The sequence below is a fragment of the Capnocytophaga canis genome (genome assembly GCF_000827555.1).
GTDB lineage: Bacteria > Bacteroidota > Bacteroidia > Flavobacteriales > Flavobacteriaceae > Capnocytophaga > Capnocytophaga canis.
In genome coordinates, this window is sequence record NZ_CDOI01000148.1 from 1 (window position 1) to 16540 (window position 16540).

Sequence of the window (16540 nt, forward strand, 5' to 3'; positions counted from 1 at the left end):
AATTATTTTGTAATTATTTTGTAATTATTTTGTAATTATTTTGTAATTATTTTGTAATTATTTTGTAATTATTTTGTAATTATTTTTAAAAATCAAATTTTGTGAGACTACCTCACTTTGTAAATCTATTGTAAATACATAGATCTGCAAACTGAGGTAGGCTAATGAAACGAATTTTATGAATTCATTCCTAAAAATATAACAACGAAATTGAACTACAACAACGATTTAATTTCGTTTACGATTTGTAGCTCTTCATTGGTTGGAATGACCAATATTTTCACTTTACTACTATCTTTCTGTATTTCAACAGTTTGTTTGGGTCTATTTCGAGTTTTGTTTTTCTCTTCGTCTATTTCAATACCCAAAAACTCTAAATTTTGACATACTAACAAACGAATTAAATCGTCATTTTCGCCCAAACCTGCTGTGAAAGTAATACTGTCAAGTCCATTGAGGACTGCGGCATAAGCACCTATAAATTTCTTGATACGATAGGCGTATAATTCGTAGCACAAAACGGCATTAGGGTCGTTTGCGAAATATTTATCGGATACGTCACGAGCGTCTGAACTTCCCGTAAGTCCCAACATCCCGCTTTTTTTATTCAAGACGGTATTGATTTCATCAGTAGTCATTTGCAGTTGATTCGCTAAATAAAAAATGACTCCTGCATCAATTGTTCCACAACGGGTTCCCATCACTAATCCATCAAGTGGCGTAAGTCCCATCGTAGTATCCATACATCGACCTTCCTCATTTACTGCTGCCATACTGGAACCATTACCCAAGTGAATCGTTATATTCTTTATATTGTTATTTTTCAAATAATTACGAGCTTGAGAGTCTACATATTTATGACTTGTCCCATGGAAACCATACACACGAACTCCATGTTTCTCATAGTACTCATTTGGAATGGCATAACGGAACGCCTTAGCAGGTAGTGTTTGATGAAAAGCAGTATCGAAAATAGCAACATGTTGTGCTTTTTTAAACATTTTCTCAGCACTGCGAATACCTTCCAAACATGCTGGGTTATGAAGAGGTGAAAGGGGAATTAATTTCTCTATTTGCTGCTTCACTTCTTCGGTTACAATGGTTGGCTGTACAAATTTTTCACCTCCATGTACCACACGATGCCCAATCACTTGAATAGCATCCGCATCAGAAATAACACCAATTTCGGCATCTGAAAGCACATCTGTTACCTGTTTCATTGCCTCCTCATGGTTGCGAATTGGCACTTGTTTCTTAGTTTCGTATTCTTTCCCGTCTTTAAATGCTACATATTTTATTAAACTGCCTTCGATCCCAATACGGTCAACAAGTCCTTTGGCAATTGAATCACCTGTTTCTGAATTTATCAGTTGATATTTTAACGATGAACTTCCTGAGTTAATTATTAATATTTCCATTTTTGTATATTGATAAAATTATTCTTCCATAACGGATTGAATAGCTGTAATTAGCACTGTGTTGTAAATATCTGGAATCGTAGCTCCACGACTTAAATCATTTACGGGCTTTTTCAATCCTTGCAACATCGGGCCAATAGCTAAAGCTCCTGTTTCGCGTTGAACCGCTTTGTAAGTATTGTTTCCTGTATTCAAATCTGGGAAAATCAACACATTTGCCTGACCTGCTACCTTTGAATTTGGCATTTTACTTTTTCCAACCTTTGGATCAACAGCTGCATCGTACTGAATAGGGCCTTCGACCAAAAGGTCTGGACATTGGGATTTGACGATTTCTGTAGCAGTACGAACCTTATCCACATCGGCCCCTGTACCTGAACTTCCTGAAGAATAGGACAACAACGCTACTCTCGGTTCAATACCAAAGGCCTTAGCCGATTCTGCTGAGGAAATTGCTATCTCTGCCAATTGCTCTGCGGTTGGATTAGGAACAATTGCACAATCTCCATAAACTAAAACTCTGTCATTCAACAACATAAAAAACACAGATGAAACTGTATTGACATTAGGTTTGGTTTTCACGAACTGCAATGACGGACGAATAGTGTGTGCCGTAGTGTTCACCGCTCCTGAAACCATTCCGTCAGCATCTCCCACAAAAACCATCATCGTTCCGAAGTAGGATACGTCCAGCATCAAATCTCTGGCCTGTGAAAGCTCCAACCCTTTTGACTTTCGAATGTCGTAAAGTTTCTGCACATATTCCTCGTACTTAGGGCTTTCAACGGGGTTTACGATAAAAATACGCCGTTCATCCCATTTTAAACCTAATTCATTAACACGTGACATGATTTTTTCAGCATCACCCAAAACAGTCAGATACACCAATTCATCAACTGCTAATTGAGAAGCTGCTGTTAGAATTCTATCGTCTGTTCCTTCAGGTAAAACAATATGTCTCTGTGCTTTACGTGCTTTCTGAACCATATTGTATTGGAACATACGTGGTGTAATAGCATCCGATTTGAATGATGAAATACGAGCATTCAAACTACTCACATCAGCATATTTTTCAAATAATTGAATTGATAATTTTATTTTCTCTGCACTTTCAGGATATATCTTAGATTTGATATTTCCAATACGAGTAGCCGTTTCAAAAGTACCTGATTTTGAAAGCATTATTGGAATAATCTTTTGTGTTCCATCCAAAATTTTGATTATTGAACGCTCAGGAACAATGCCTCCAGAAAGTACCAAACCAGCAATGCGAGGGTAGTTGGACGATATGTGAGCTGTTAAACTACCAACAATCAAATCCGATCTATCGGCAGGGATTACCGCCAAACAACTTTCTGAAACGTGATTCAAGAAATTATGCAATTGCATTGCTCCGATGATTGTTTTTTTAGTAATCATGTTGACATCGTCTCCTTTGTAAAGGAATTTAGCTCCCAACTCATCAGCAATTTCTTTCAACGTAGGACGACTCAAATCTTCCTCTCGTGGAATAAACGTAAAATGAATGTCTTTAAATTCCTTTTCGAGTCTTTGTTTTACGCTGTCATTATAATTCTTAACTTTGTTAACAAACACTCCCAAAATTTGTACCTCTTGTTCCAAAAGGGTGTTTACCTCAATTTGAATTTGATTTACAAGTTCATCCTCTGACAAAAAGCTGTCTTTTAAAACTACCAATGCAGGAATATTTAAGTTTTGAGCCAACGAAGCATTAAACTTAATATCGAAAACATTACTGTCTTCTAATAAATCTGTCCCCTCAACTAACACAAAATCAAACTTATTTTCCAATGCTTTGTAACGCTTGATGATCGTATCGTACACCTCTCCGATTTTTCCTTTATTTTGGAGATTTGTCACCTCGCTACGTGTATAGACATAAGCATCTTCATAGTCCATATCTAACTGAAAATGAGAAAGTACAGTTGTAATATGATTATCTTTTTGAGTTTTGCTCTCCAAAATAGGTTTAAAGTATCCCACTTTGGCCGTATTTCGCATAATCATCTGCATCACTCCTAAGGTTACCAACGATTTACCACTGTAGGCATCAGAAGTGATGATATAAACCGATTTGTTCATAAATTGTTATTTTGTTGTTTGGAATTATTTTTTGTCTTTTGGGTATAAATCTAACCATTCATCATGAATATGTACCAATCCTCGAAAGTGATGAACATACTGCTGAAAAAGTTATGCAAAGGTACGGATTTTCATGGAAAGAACAATACTTAAATTTTCGATATTTTTCCGTTCTCTTTTCATTTTAAGCTTCGGTACGATTTCTTGAACGCTCTGCCCTCTTATTTTTGTTTTGAAAATAAAACTAAACGACGAAGCTAAGCAAAAAATTGTAATATAAACATTATAAGGGGCTTTATTTTTTATCAGAGAAATGTTGGAAAGCAAGGCATAGGGTAATTTGACGGGTAAAAACAAAGTTAGATTTCTAAATCGTTACCTAATGGAGGCTTTAAATATTTTAAATAAAAGACTATATTTCAGTGTTTTGCACTTGTTTTCATAGCGTGTGGTAACTCAATAGAAATTAATTTTGGGTCATGTTTTCCAAAAATGATGATTAAATATGTCCGAAATTGATGTAAAAAAGGCAATTTCAAAGGCTTTAAAATGATTTTCAAGTTTCTTTGAAATCAAAACATTTTGGTAAATCATTGATAAACAAGCTTTACAGGTCAAATTATGGTCGCCGATGAATTGGTGATGACAATCTTTGCAAAATATTTTTGCTTTCCATAAGATTTTTCCCGTTTTTCACTATCTTCGTGCTTTGACAATCAGGGCGATACAGTATAATTCTTATTTGCATTCAACAAAATAACTACATTTCCCTGATTATCAATTTTTTATATCATCATACTTTTTACAATACGACCAAAAGGAAATGTGTCTTACCGTATTTTTTTGATTCTATCCAGATTACGCTTATTGTCACGCTCTTTAATTGTTTCGCGTTTATCATATAGCTTTTTACCGCGAACCAAAGCAATCTCCACCTTTGCTAATCCTTTGTCATTGATAAACATACGCAAAGGAACAATGGTAAGACCTGTATTTCGGATTTCTTTGTTTAGCTTTTTTAATTCACGTTTTTGAAGAAGTAATTTGCGTTCACTCTTTGGTTTGTGGTTGTAATGTGTTCCGTAGGCATATTCTTCAATATTCATGTTGATGACAAAAAGTTCATTTTTGTCGTTAAATTCACAAAAACTTTCAGCAATGGACGCCTTGCCCAAACGAATGGATTTAATTTCGGTACCTACAAGCACTATTCCTGCTAGATATTTATCCAATATCTCGTATTCAAATTTGGCTCTTTTGTTAAGTATGTTGATGACTTTCTGCACAATTTCTATTTCTTTTGTTTTTTTCTTCGGTCGTATTCACGCTTAAGGAGCGTCAATTCGCGTCCTGTTTGTCCTGCGACTGAAGTATTTTCTTGAGCACGACGAATCAGATAAGGCATTACCTCACGTACAGGGCCAAATGGTAGGTATTTTGCTACGTTATATCCCATTTTAGCTGCATTGAAACTGATATGGTCGCTCATTCCGTAAAGTTGAGCCAACCAAATGCGTTTGTCATTATGTTTTAAGCCTTTTTCCTCTACCAAATCCATTACTAATCCCGTACTTTTCTCATTATGAGTTCCTGCAAACAGAGAAATTCGGTCAATATGCTCTAAAATGTAGACAATTGCAGAGTTGTAATTGTCGTCTGTTGCTTGTTTTGAAATACAGATGGGGGAAATATATCCTTTTTCTTGAGCTCTTGCATTTTCCTTTTCCATATAAGCACCACGAACCACTTTCACTCCGATGTAAAAACCGTTTTCAATTGCACGTTGGTGTAGTCCTTTCAGGTAATCCAATCGGTCATGTCTGTACATTTGCAGAGTGTTGTAAACGATAGCCTCCTCCTTATTGTATTTTTGCATCATTTGTTCAATGAGCTGATCGGCAGCATCTTGCATCCAACTTTCTTCAGCATCAATCATTATTGGTAGTTTGTAGCTGGCTGCTTTTCCACAGGCTTGGTCAAAACGCTCTACGATACGCTCCCATGCTTGTTGCTCTTCATCTGTAAGTTGTTGTTTTTCGGATATTTTTTGATATATATCAATTTTTCCAAATCCTGTTGGTTTGAATACAGCGAATGGAGTTCCTTGTTTTCTGTTTTCGTGTACAAAATCAATGATTTCCATTGTTTTCTTAAATGTAGCTTCGAACGAAGCCTCGTCTTCTTTACCTTCAACAGAATAGTCTAAGATGGAACTAACTCCCTTTTCATACATTTTTTGAATAACGGGTTTGCAATTTTCTTCAGAAACACCTCCACAGAATTGGTTAAAGACTGTTTTTCGGATGAGCCACTCCACTGGAAGACGTAATTTTAAAGACAAATTAGTCATAGTTGTACCGATACCAATAAGGCTATTATTCCCAATAAAACGAAAAAGCCAATAAGCTCTTCCTAATTCAAAATTATCTTTCAGTGCGAATGCAGTTTGAGTGTCGCTAAAACGTGTAGCCATTTTTTCTTTAAAGTATTTTAAATAGTTGATTTTTAATAAATAGATGAAAGGTTTAATGATTTTAGATCATTTTTTCCACCGAGGGCAAAGGTATGATTTTTTTTTGTCTTTTACTCATTTTTAGTCGTGTTTTTTTTATTTATAGTAAAGTTTGTTTTACTTAAATTTTAAGAGTATATTTGTCCTCTTCATACAAAGTTAATGTATCAAAAACGAGAAATGAATATACAATCACAAGGTTATTCTGTTTATTTTAGCGAAAGTAGTTTTTATTTTCTGAATAAACTTTTGCAAGAGAAAAAATATTCTAAAATTTTTATTTTAGTAGATAGTAATACCAACACTTATTGTTTGCCGTTGTTTTTAGCGGATATGGCAACAGAAACACCGATTGAAATCATTGAGATTGAGGCGGGTGAGGAGTTTAAAAACATAGATACTTGCTCTCAAGTGTGGTTTGCACTGTCGGAATTGGAAGCTGATCGCAAAAGTTTACTCATCAATTTAGGCGGAGGTGTTGTTACGGATTTAGGCGGTTTTGTAGCATCGACCTATATGAGGGGAATTGATTTTGTGAATGTTCCAACGAGTTTATTAGCGATGGTAGATGCTTCCGTAGGCGGAAAAACAGGAGTGGATTTGGGAGCTTTAAAAAATCAAATAGGAGTGATTAACAATCCGAAGGGAGTGATGATTGATACCCGATTTTTGGCAACGCTTCCCGCTGATCAGTTGCGTAGTGGCATGGCTGAAATGTTTAAACATGGCCTTATTCAGTCCGAAACGTATTGGAAAAAAATGCTTAAACTGGATGAATTAACGATAGAGGATTTAGAGCAACTCATCTACGAATCAGTCGAAATTAAAAATAATATTGTCAAGCAAGATCCAACTGAAAAAGGTTTGCGAAAAACTCTCAATTTTGGACATACATTAGGACATGCTATCGAATCGTATTGTTTGCAAAATTCGTCTCGACAAGCACTTTTGCATGGAGAAGCAATTGCTATTGGTATGATTTTAGCCACATATCTATCCTCCGAGTTGTTGTATTTTCCAAAGGAAAAGGCTCTAGAAATCAAAAATGTATTCAATCAATATTTTGAAAAACATACGTTTAAAAAAGAAGAAATAGATCAAATAATAGATTTGTTAAAATTTGATAAAAAGAATTCATATGGCAATATTAATTTCGTGCTGTTAGAACAAATTTCACAACCAAAATTGGATTGTAAGGTAAGTAATGAATTGATTTACAAAGCATTTGAATACTATCGTTCATGAAAATTGCGGTGAGAAATATAATCTATATGTTCTTTATCTTGTTCTTTGGTAGTCTTAATGCACAAAGCTATTGGCAACCCAATAATACCACAGGAAAACGGGAACAAAAAGAAGGGAAATTTTATTATAGGCTTGATAAAGAGGCTTTTGCAAAAGCTCTTTTAAAAAATGTAAGACAAACCAGTAAATCAATAGCGGAGGTTTATATACCCAATGGAGAGGGAGATATTGAATCTTTTCGTTTGCAGGAAACACAGGTACTTTCGTCCGTTTTACAGGAAAAATATCCTCATATAAAAACTTTTGCGGGGGTTTCAGTAACTAATCCTTTGAGGAGCATCCGAATTACTTGGTCGCCTCGTGGGTTAAATGCAATCATGGAAGAAAATTTTCATTACTCTTTCATCGAATCTACTGACGATGAAGGTTTTCTTTATGAAGTATATCACCGTGACATGACCGAGAAAAATCCCATAAAATGTACTACTCAAGCATTTGCCTCAGAAAAAAAACTTACAAAAAGAGCTACGTATAGCACTGAAAATAAGGTACGTACCTTTCGGATTGCCATAGCAGCGACACATGAGTACACACAATATTTTGGAGGAAAATCCAATGCTTTGATTCAGGTTGTAAACACCATCAATCGGGTTAATCAAGTTTATGGTTCGCAAATGTCAATTCAGTTTCAATTGGTTTCCGACCAAAATATTCTGTTTGATACAGAAGCTGCGGATCCTTTAAAAAATATCAATTATGACCAATGGTTGAATGAACAGGGCAATCTAAAAGAAGCTAAGATTCTACAAGAATTATTTGATAATCAGGTGGGTTCTGTGAATTATGACGTAGGACATCTGTTTCATCATGAAGATGTAGGTGGAAATGCAGGTTGTATAGGTTGTGTGTGTGAAAGTGGTAAAAAAGGAGCAGGCTTTTCGGCGATTAATTTTTCTAAAGTTTCTCCAGATTATTTCGAAATAGATCTTTTTTGTCATGAATTGGGACATCAAATGGGAGCATACCATACCTTTTCGTATGATAATGAAGGTACAGATTCACAAGTTGAGCCAGGGAGTGGTTCAACAATTATGGGATATGCAGGGGTGTTGATGAGCCAAAATTTACAACAACGGTCAGATGCCTATTTTCATCATCGGAGTATTTATGACATCATGCAAAACGTCAAAGAAAAACGATGTGCTATTATTACAGATTCTGGAAATACTGTTCCTGAAATTCACGATATTTTGAGTTATACAATCCCCAAAGGAACAGCTTATTTGTTAGAAGGAACAGCTTCTGATGCTGATGAAGATACTTTGCTTTACAGATGGGAACAAGCCGATAGTCGAACAAATTCGTATAGTTTTTCGCCTAATGCAAAGACCGGTGCAATAGCACGTTCGCTACCTCCTTCAATAAATTCAAAACGCTATATTCCGCGATTGAGTCGCATCGTTTCGGGAGAGCTAACTCAAACGCATCCTGCCCAAAATAGTGCTTGGGAAACTGTTACTAATGTGGGACGTACCTTGAACTGGTCGTTTGTGGTTTCCGATAGGAATACTTCGGCAACCACTGTTGGGAATACAACTTACAAAACGATACAAGTAGTGGTGAATGACAAAGCTGGGCCTTTTTCGGTACTTTCTCATACTACTCCATCAAATTGGTACGTAGGGCAAACCGAAACTATCCGTTGGGACGTGGCCAATACTGATAGTGATAACATCAACGTAAAAACAATATCAGTTCTGTTTTCCGAAGATGGAGGAGCTACTTTTTCTCATACTTTAGCTACAGGTATTCCTAATAATGGAACTGCAAAAATTACAATTCCGAGTATTCCGATAACAAATCAAGGGAAATTTATGATTAAAGCCGAAGGGAATATATTTTTGGCTGTTAATAAAAGTACGATTACCATCAAGGAAAACGATGATGTTGATGGAGATGGCATTATGTCAAATGCAGATAATTGCCCTGAATTGGCAAATCCGAATCAAGAAGACTTGGACAGAGATGGAATAGGAGATGCTTGTGATGATGATTGGGATGGAGATGGGGTTCATAACGATAATGATAACTGTCCACGACAATCCAACTCCAATCAATTGGATTTGGATAGAGACGGTATTGGTGATGTTTGTGATGATGATTTGGATGGAGATGGTGTGCCGAACGACAGTGATAATTGTCCAGAAATCTACAATCCGAATCAAGCAGATCTGGATAACGATGGCATAGGGGATCTGTGCGACAATGACATAGATGGTGATGGCATAGCTAATGATATTGACACGTCTTTGGATTATGTTTTGATTTCCAATGCTTTTTCGCCTAATAATGATGGTATACACGACTATTTTTCTATTCTCAGGGCAGAGGAATATCCGAATAGTACCCTACGCATCTACAATCAATTAGGACAATTGGTTTATGAAACTAAAGGTTATAAAAATCAATGGAGTGGCATGGGAAGCAACGGAAAGAAAGTACCTCAGGGGTCTTATTTTTACATTTTTACATTAGATAATACAGAAATGTATACCCGCAAAGGTTGGATATTTATAAATTACTAAATACGATGAAAAAACAAATATATTACATAATACTAATTGGATTTATATCGGTGATAAACATATATGCACAAAATCCTACACACATATTTTATAATCAACATAAAAACTTGGTAAATCCTGCGGCTACAGGCCAAGAGAAAGGACATACCATTTCAGTGGACATACGCAATCAGTGGCAAGGAGATACTGAAGCGCCTCAAAGTCAGACTCTTTTGACCACACACCGAATCAATGAGCGTGTGAGTGTCGGTTTTTCAATTCAAAATAATAAAGTTTTTATCCAAAAACAAGCAGGATTATATGCCGATTTTGCATATGCCATACCCATAAATGAATACAGCAAATTGTACGGAGGATTAAAATTTGGAGGTGATTTTTTTAATATAGACGGAAATCGGATCAGAACTTATACCTCTCCTCATAACACCTACTACGATCCTTATTTACAGACTATATCAGGGAAATTCCAAATAAATATAGGGACAGGAGCTTACTATGAGCATCGTGATTTTTATGTTGGATTGTCTGTTCCCAATCTATTGGCATCGGAAGAAGTTAAAGTAAAAGAAGACGTAATGACTTCAGTGGCCCAACGTTTTCATATCTATGGTTTGGCAGGATATTTTTGGAAACTCTCTCCAGAATTTACTCTAAAACCAATGTTGCAGACTCGTTTTGTGAAAGATGTCAGTCCGTCATTTGACCTGACTTTAGCAGGAGTTTACCTGAAAAACAGTGAATTAGGATTGACTTACAGAACGGATAAAGCGTTTAATGCCTATATTATGTTCCACATACCAAAGTATTATGTAGTTGTGGGTTATGGCTACGAAAACAATTCACAGCCACAGCTGAATATCTATGCACGAAGCTCTCATGAATTTTTGGTACAATTCAAATGGTAAATCAATAAAATTAGAAAAGTAGTCTGACTATCAGCATATAGCCTTGAAAAGCTATCTTCGATATGTCACACAAAAAAAGAGTTATGTTCGAAAAAGGGTCTCTAGACAGGAGCAAATAATGAAAAAAACACACTAAAAACCTTTGTAAAACGAATAAAAAGATTTACATTTGCACGTTCAAATTTTTGAGATGATTCAAAGAGTACAAACAATTTATATGCTACTTGTCTTCATAATTGGAGGCATTCTGCCGTTTATATTTTCGTTATATGTGCAAAATCAGCAGTCTGTTTATGCATACTTAGACGATGTTTTGAGTGGTATCTTTTTTGGAATATCAGCTGTTTTAGCTGTATATGCCATATTTAAATATAAAACAAGGCAACTTCAGTTTGTTTTGAATAGACTGAATATCCTTATAAGTCTTACTTTACTAGGAATATTTGTATATCGAGTGCTAAGTTCATCCGGAGAAAGTGGAATTTCTGAGAAGGGTGTTGGGATTTTCTTACCCGTCCTTTCTATCGTTTTTTTGTTTTTAGCTAATAAGGCTATCCGACGGGACGAAGATCTGGTAAAATCAGCAGATCGATTGCGATAAAGCCTATAATCTTAGTAGTGTTAGTGCGTTAAGAGAACCTAAGTTTTTACTTAGGTTTTTTTATTGATAAAGTTTTTTTAGAGGCTATTTCTAATTTTTCGCCTTTTTCTGAACAGAAAAAAGATAGAACATGTTTCATAATAAAAAAATTAGCCTCAATTAAGGGTGTTTGAAATTATGACTGAACAGGCAATGTCATTTTTTCAATTTCTTTAATTTCAATCATAAACTCATCTCCTAATTGTAAGTTTTTTTTACACCAATATTTTGTTATATCTCCATTATTGGAGTGATTAGTTGCTAAAAAATCTAAATCAATTTCTGTTTTATCTTCTTTATTCAACACAGTTACAATTAAATGAATACTTCCTTTTTCAACTACTGCCGATAGTTTCTCTTCTTTTAAAGTTAGTTCAACACCAATGTTCTTAGGATGCTCAAAAAAATGACTTTCAATTTCTGGAGCTCGTTGTATTATTGGAGAATTTACAGTGATTTCTTCTACCTTTACAGTAAATTTAGCCCCTAAAAATAATTTTTGAAGAAGCCAAAGTGGATAAGTTTCCGTTTGCATATCATATCCACCAAAATTTACGCTGACACAATTTCGTGTATCTCGTATCATTCTACTGATAATTACTCCAATAGAACCTTCTTTGAGAGAGGCAAAGAAAGTTTTATTATCTGTTGTTAATTTTAATCCTATCATATTTTTGTATTATTAGTAATCCAAATATCTTTGGGCTCTACAAAAATGTAGACAGTCATCGTATTTTTTATATTTCAAAGTTATTTTTTCTTGAGGAATCTATACGTTCTTCGCATCTTCATATGATTTTAAAAGAGTCATAATATCCAACAACAATTCTTCTATAATGCCCGAGACAGCTTCTTCTGAGTGAGTTAGCTCTGCAATAGCTATTGCCTAAATTGTTCCTAATCAAGTCTGGTTATTACATCAACTTCATCAGTTACTACATTTTCCGAATTCTCATCTTTATCAATTTACCATAATAAATCTTTTTCTAAACGAGCAAGTGTAAGTCTATTTCCAACTCCTTTTGGTCTTCCTATAATTAGTCCTTCTTTTACCTTCTCATTTATTTCTCTTAATGCCATTAGTATAAAACAGAAGTAATATACAATAAATCGTTTTGTTCGGACTTAATAAGGGTTAAAATTTCTTTATTGATTTCGATTGTTTTACAACACGCCTTTTTGACTTTTAATTTTTCTTTTTTGAATCCTCTTTTGAAGTAGTTTTTTTAACAACTTTCTTTTTTGTTATTTTTTTTCGTTTGGCAGGTTCACCCTTGTAATAATACATGCTCTTTTCAATATACAAATCACCTTGATTACGGAGCATTCCCGCTGTATTATCATCATACCAAATTTCAGCTAAACTTGCTTTCAGATATTTGGATATATCATCTCTGTTTTTTTTGAAGTCAATAAATATTTTTCGTTTAGACAGAAATTTAGAGAATGCATTCAGCATTTCTTTGGAGATTTTGTAATCCTTAATAAAGCTGCTCTTCTCCGGTTTTACGTTAACTTTCGGATAAGTATCCAAATACTCAAATAAAAAGAAATTTGTCAATCCTGAATTAAGTAATTCATTGACCAAATAGGTTTCAGGCTTGATGTCAGAATGCAGATACACATCTGGATATATCCCTCCTCCTCCGTAAACTACCTTACCTTTAGGCGTAGTAAACTTCAGTGAATCAGGAATTTTAGAGCTATCTAGCTGGAAATTACGAATTTGTTTTCTGCTGTAAGGCTTTTGAATAGACCTTCCTGTTGGAGTGTAGTAACGAGCTGTGGTCAATCGTATGGCAGACCCGTCAGGTAGAGGCATTTCACTCTGTACTAACCCTTTACCAAAAGTGCGTCGTCCGATAATTACACCGCGATCGTTATCCTGCAAAGCTCCTGAAACAATCTCACTTGCCGAGGCTGTTTGCTCATTTACCAATACAAAAACAGGCTGTTCTTCAAACATACCTCCACCAGTTGCATAGGTTTCATCAATTTCCTGACGATTGTTTTTAGTGAAAACAATCATCTTATCTTCTTTTAAAAATTCATCACTAATATCAATTCCTACATTCAGTAGTCCTCCGGTATTATTTCTTAAATCTAAAATTAAGCTGTTAATTCCTTTATCTATAAGTGTTTGTAAAGCAGACCTAAACTCTTGATGAGTAGTTTCAGCAAAGCGATTCATACGAATATACCCCAAGGTATCGTTTACTTTATAAAAGCAATCTACACTTTTAATAGGAATATGTTTTCGAACTATTGGGAGCGTAAAAATACTATCATTGGATTTACGATAGATGGTTAAAAGTACTTCTGAATCCTTTTCTCCCTTGAATGTATTGCGAACCATCTCTGAAGTTAATTTTTTACCAAAAAGAGTGTCATTGTCAGCTTTTAAGATACGATCGCCTAATTGAATGTTTTTACTGAAAGCGTCGCTCTCCTCGATAGGTTTCATTACCGCAATAGTGTCTTTATACATATAAAAACTAATGCCTACACCTACAAATTTACCACTGATGTTTTCTGAAATTTCTTGAATGTTTCTCTTTGAGATATAACTTGAATGTGGATCCAATTTTGATAAAATCCCATTAACAGTCAACTCAACAATACTGTCAGGATTTATTTTATCTACATAATCATTTTCTATGTAATCAATCAGTGTCCCAAGTTTTTTTTTACTTGGACTTTCAACAATAGAGTCAATATCTACCACAGGAGTTGGTGTGGGAAGAGGTTCTTGGATATAAAAATCGGACAGAACACGCCCAAGAAAAATGCCTATTCCCAAAATGACACTTATGATAATGGGCAATATGTATGTTTTTATTCTCATATACTAAAAGAGGTTGTCTGAAAAGTGGTTCTTACATGATTTTGGGATTCCATCGCACGAAAAAGGAACTCCTACACACGATTTCTCAGAATTTCAAATACGAAGGAAAACTAACAGGCAAAATCATGATGCCAAACTCGACTTCTCGGACAACCCTTTATCTATATACAAATTTCATTGTTCCGAGTGGCTATTTGAAAGCCCCCACTCCTTTCGTTAACCATTGATGAAACTCATCAACATCAGGCGTGTAGCCAATCGGATCAATAAGATTACTCTCATCGTGGTTCATCAGCACGTAAAAAGGTTGTGAATTAGCTTTATAACGAACTGTTTGAAACTCACTCCATTTTTGACCTATGTATTTAATTTGCTTACCTGGTTTTAACTTTGATTCAACTATTTGATTTTCAGGAAGTGGTCGTTTATCATCCACGTAAAGGGAGATTAACACCACATCGTTTTTCAATATGTCAAGTATATGCGGTTTAGCCCATACGTTTTGTTCCATTTTACGACAATTTACGCATGTCCAACCTGTGAAGTCTAACAAAATAGGTTTATTCACTTTTTTTGCATATGCTATTCCTGTTTCATAATCGTCAAAAGCTAAAATATTGTGAGGTTCCAACAGATGAGCTCCTTCGGGTAGCCTGTCCTCTTGACTTGATACGATGCCTCCTGTTTTAGTATATCCTACTCCGTAGGGCGACTCACTATAGTGTTGTGGTGGAGGAAATGCACTAATTAAGTTCAGTGGAGCTCCCCAAAGTCCAGGTATCATATAAATCGTGAAAGTTAAGGATAATAGACCTAAGCTCAAACGTCCTACCGAAATTTTGTCTACAGGAGAATCGTGAGGTAATCTGATTTTTCCGAATAAATACAAGGCTAATGTTCCAAAAACAGCTATCCAAATCGCTATAAACACCTCTCTCTCAAGCCAATGATATTGATAAGCTAAATCTGCGTTCGACAAAAATTTGAAAGCTAAAGCCAATTCTAAAAATCCTAAAACGACTTTTACAGTATTCAACCATCCGCCTGATTTTGGCAATGAATTCAACCATCCTGGGAAAGCTGCGAAAATAGCAAATGGCAATGCAATGGCTAATGAGAAACCAAGCATACCAATAATAGGAGCTATACCACCCTTAGAAGCTGCTTCTACCAATAATGTACCTACGATAGGCCCTGTACAAGAGAATGAAACAATAGCCAATGCCAAAGCCATAAAGAAGATACCCACCAAACCACTACGGTCGGCTTGCGCATCCACTTTTGTACTCCACGAACTGGGTAAGGTTAATTCAAACGCTCCTAAAAAAGAAGCTGCAAAGAAGATCAATATCAAGAAAAATATAATATTAAACCAGAAATTACTCGCCAAAGCGTTCAAAGCATCTGCACCGAAAATTGCAGTTACTACTGACCCCAACACAACGTAAATTACAATAATTGATAATCCGTAGAAAATAGCATTTCTGATACCTTTGATTTTCGATTTACTTTGCTTTGTAAAATAACTTACAGTCATTGGAATCATCGGAAATACACACGGAGTGAGCAAAGCAGCGAACCCAGAAAGGAACGAAATAAAGAAAATACTCCAAAGTCCCTTGTTTGCAACATTTTTATTGTCATTTTCTTCCACTTTTTGTGTTTCCTCCTTAACTGTTTTGTCGTTTGAAGTTTTATCATCTCCTTCTAAAGAAAAAATAGCTGCGTTGGAATTGTCCACAGATTGCGTTTGGTTAGCCTCGGTTGAACCAGTGTTTTCACTAAAGATAAACATTAAATCAACCGTATCAGGAGGCAAACAGTTAGCATCATCACATACCATAAACTCCACACCAGCTTTAATGGAAGATAAAGGTTTTAAGATTTTTATACGCTGTTTGAAAGTTGCATTTTTATAGAAAAAGCCGATTTCCATATCAAAAACAGCATCGTGCTTCACTACCGAACCCGTTTCAACTGTTTTACCAACCAATTCAAAAGTACCATCGTTGATGTATTCAAAAGTTGTAGGAACAGGACCATTTGGTGGAATTGTTTGTGAATAAAGTTTCCATCCTTGGTCGATTGTAGCAGTAGTTACCAAGTCATATTCTTGGTCATTAATTTTTTCTACTTTGGTATCCCATTTGACAGGATCAAAAATTTGAGCATTTACCAAAATAAAACTAACTGATAATAAGAAAGTTAATATTTTTTTCATCGTATCACAAAAGTTTTTTTAATAACAAACGACAAAATTAGTTTTTTTGTGGAAAAAAACAAAAAT

At 35.2% G+C, this 16540-nt stretch carries 11 protein-coding genes; 4 read left to right on the forward strand and 7 right to left on the reverse strand.

The annotated features are described in order from the left end of the window. Nucleotides 1-215: 215 nt before the first annotated feature. The 4 genes from CCAND38_RS05900 to CCAND38_RS05920 form a co-directional block, all read right to left on the reverse strand. The gene (locus tag CCAND38_RS05900) at nt 216-1418 is read right to left on the reverse strand and encodes an acetate/propionate family kinase (RefSeq protein ID WP_042009002.1); all 1203 of its coding nucleotides are present in this window, start codon (nt 1416-1418) and stop codon (nt 216-218) included. An 18-nt stretch (nt 1419-1436) separates the two neighbouring features. Continuing rightward, a complete protein-coding gene (gene pta, locus CCAND38_RS05905; protein WP_042344339.1) occupies nt 1437-3521 on the reverse strand; it encodes a phosphate acetyltransferase in 2085 nt (694 codons plus the stop codon). Between the two features lie 830 nt (nt 3522-4351). Then, the gene (gene smpB, locus CCAND38_RS05915; RefSeq protein ID WP_042344341.1) at nt 4352-4807 is read right to left on the reverse strand and encodes an SsrA-binding protein SmpB; all 456 of its coding nucleotides are present in this window, start codon (nt 4805-4807) and stop codon (nt 4352-4354) included. 5 nt (nt 4808-4812) lie between these two features. Then, on the reverse strand, nt 4813-5994 hold the full coding sequence (locus CCAND38_RS05920; RefSeq protein ID WP_042008996.1) for a proline dehydrogenase family protein: 1182 nt from the start codon (nt 5992-5994) through the stop codon (nt 4813-4815). Between the two features lie 219 nt (nt 5995-6213). Between CCAND38_RS05920 and aroB the strand changes: the two genes are divergently transcribed. The 4 genes from aroB to CCAND38_RS05940 all read left to right on the forward strand — a co-directional run bounded on the left by aroB (nt 6214) and on the right by CCAND38_RS05940 (nt 11369). Continuing rightward, nucleotides 6214-7278 carry a 3-dehydroquinate synthase gene (gene aroB, locus CCAND38_RS05925; RefSeq protein WP_095894524.1) on the forward strand — a complete coding sequence of 355 codons (1065 nt, stop codon included), beginning with the start codon at nt 6214-6216 and terminating at the stop codon, nt 7276-7278. After that, nucleotides 7275-9863, forward strand: coding sequence for a reprolysin-like metallopeptidase (locus tag CCAND38_RS05930; protein ID WP_042344343.1), 2589 nt, complete (start codon nt 7275-7277; stop codon nt 9861-9863). Before aroB ends, CCAND38_RS05930 begins: the two co-directional genes overlap by 4 nt. Before the next feature lie 5 nt (nt 9864-9868). Further along, nucleotides 9869-10768, forward strand: coding sequence for a PorP/SprF family type IX secretion system membrane protein (locus tag CCAND38_RS05935; protein WP_042009047.1), 900 nt, complete (start codon nt 9869-9871; stop codon nt 10766-10768). A gap of 190 nt (nt 10769-10958) precedes the next feature. Next, nucleotides 10959-11369 carry a DUF4293 domain-containing protein gene (locus CCAND38_RS05940; protein ID WP_042344346.1) on the forward strand — a complete coding sequence of 137 codons (411 nt, stop codon included), beginning with the start codon at nt 10959-10961 and terminating at the stop codon, nt 11367-11369. A gap of 175 nt (nt 11370-11544) precedes the next feature. On the opposite strand, the gene CCAND38_RS05945 is transcribed toward CCAND38_RS05940, so the two are convergent. The 3 genes from CCAND38_RS05945 to CCAND38_RS05955 form a co-directional block, all read right to left on the reverse strand. Then, entirely contained in the window at nt 11545-12078 is a 534-nt protein-coding gene (locus CCAND38_RS05945; RefSeq protein WP_042344348.1) for a hypothetical protein, read from the reverse strand. Between the two features lie 516 nt (nt 12079-12594). Next, nucleotides 12595-14253, reverse strand: coding sequence for a S41 family peptidase (locus tag CCAND38_RS05950; RefSeq protein WP_042344349.1), 1659 nt, complete (start codon nt 14251-14253; stop codon nt 12595-12597). A 190-nt stretch (nt 14254-14443) separates the two neighbouring features. Further along, entirely contained in the window at nt 14444-16474 is a 2031-nt protein-coding gene (locus tag CCAND38_RS05955) for a protein-disulfide reductase DsbD family protein (RefSeq protein WP_042344351.1), read from the reverse strand. Between the last annotated feature and the right edge of the window lie 66 nt (nt 16475-16540).

Excerpts from the sequence above, each read along its gene's own strand:
- CCAND38_RS05930 (WP_042344343.1), top strand. The coding sequence starts at position 7,275 with ATGAAAATTGCGGTGAGAAATATAATCTATATGTTCTTTATCTTGTTC.
- CCAND38_RS05920 (WP_042008996.1), bottom strand. The coding sequence starts at position 5,994 with ATGGCTACACGTTTTAGCGACACTCAAACTGCATTCGCACTGAAAGAT.
- CCAND38_RS05935 (WP_042009047.1), top strand. The coding sequence starts at position 9,869 with ATGAAAAAACAAATATATTACATAATACTAATTGGATTTATATCGGTG.
- CCAND38_RS05945 (WP_042344348.1), bottom strand. The coding sequence starts at position 12,078 with ATGATAGGATTAAAATTAACAACAGATAATAAAACTTTCTTTGCCTCT.
- CCAND38_RS05900 (WP_042009002.1), bottom strand. The coding sequence starts at position 1,418 with ATGGAAATATTAATAATTAACTCAGGAAGTTCATCGTTAAAATATCAA.
- pta (WP_042344339.1), bottom strand. The coding sequence starts at position 3,521 with ATGAACAAATCGGTTTATATCATCACTTCTGATGCCTACAGTGGTAAA.
- CCAND38_RS05950 (WP_042344349.1), bottom strand. The coding sequence starts at position 14,253 with ATGAGAATAAAAACATACATATTGCCCATTATCATAAGTGTCATTTTG.
- aroB (WP_095894524.1), top strand. The coding sequence starts at position 6,214 with ATGAATATACAATCACAAGGTTATTCTGTTTATTTTAGCGAAAGTAGT.
- CCAND38_RS05955 (WP_042344351.1), bottom strand. The coding sequence starts at position 16,474 with ATGAAAAAAATATTAACTTTCTTATTATCAGTTAGTTTTATTTTGGTA.
- CCAND38_RS05940 (WP_042344346.1), top strand. The coding sequence starts at position 10,959 with ATGATTCAAAGAGTACAAACAATTTATATGCTACTTGTCTTCATAATT.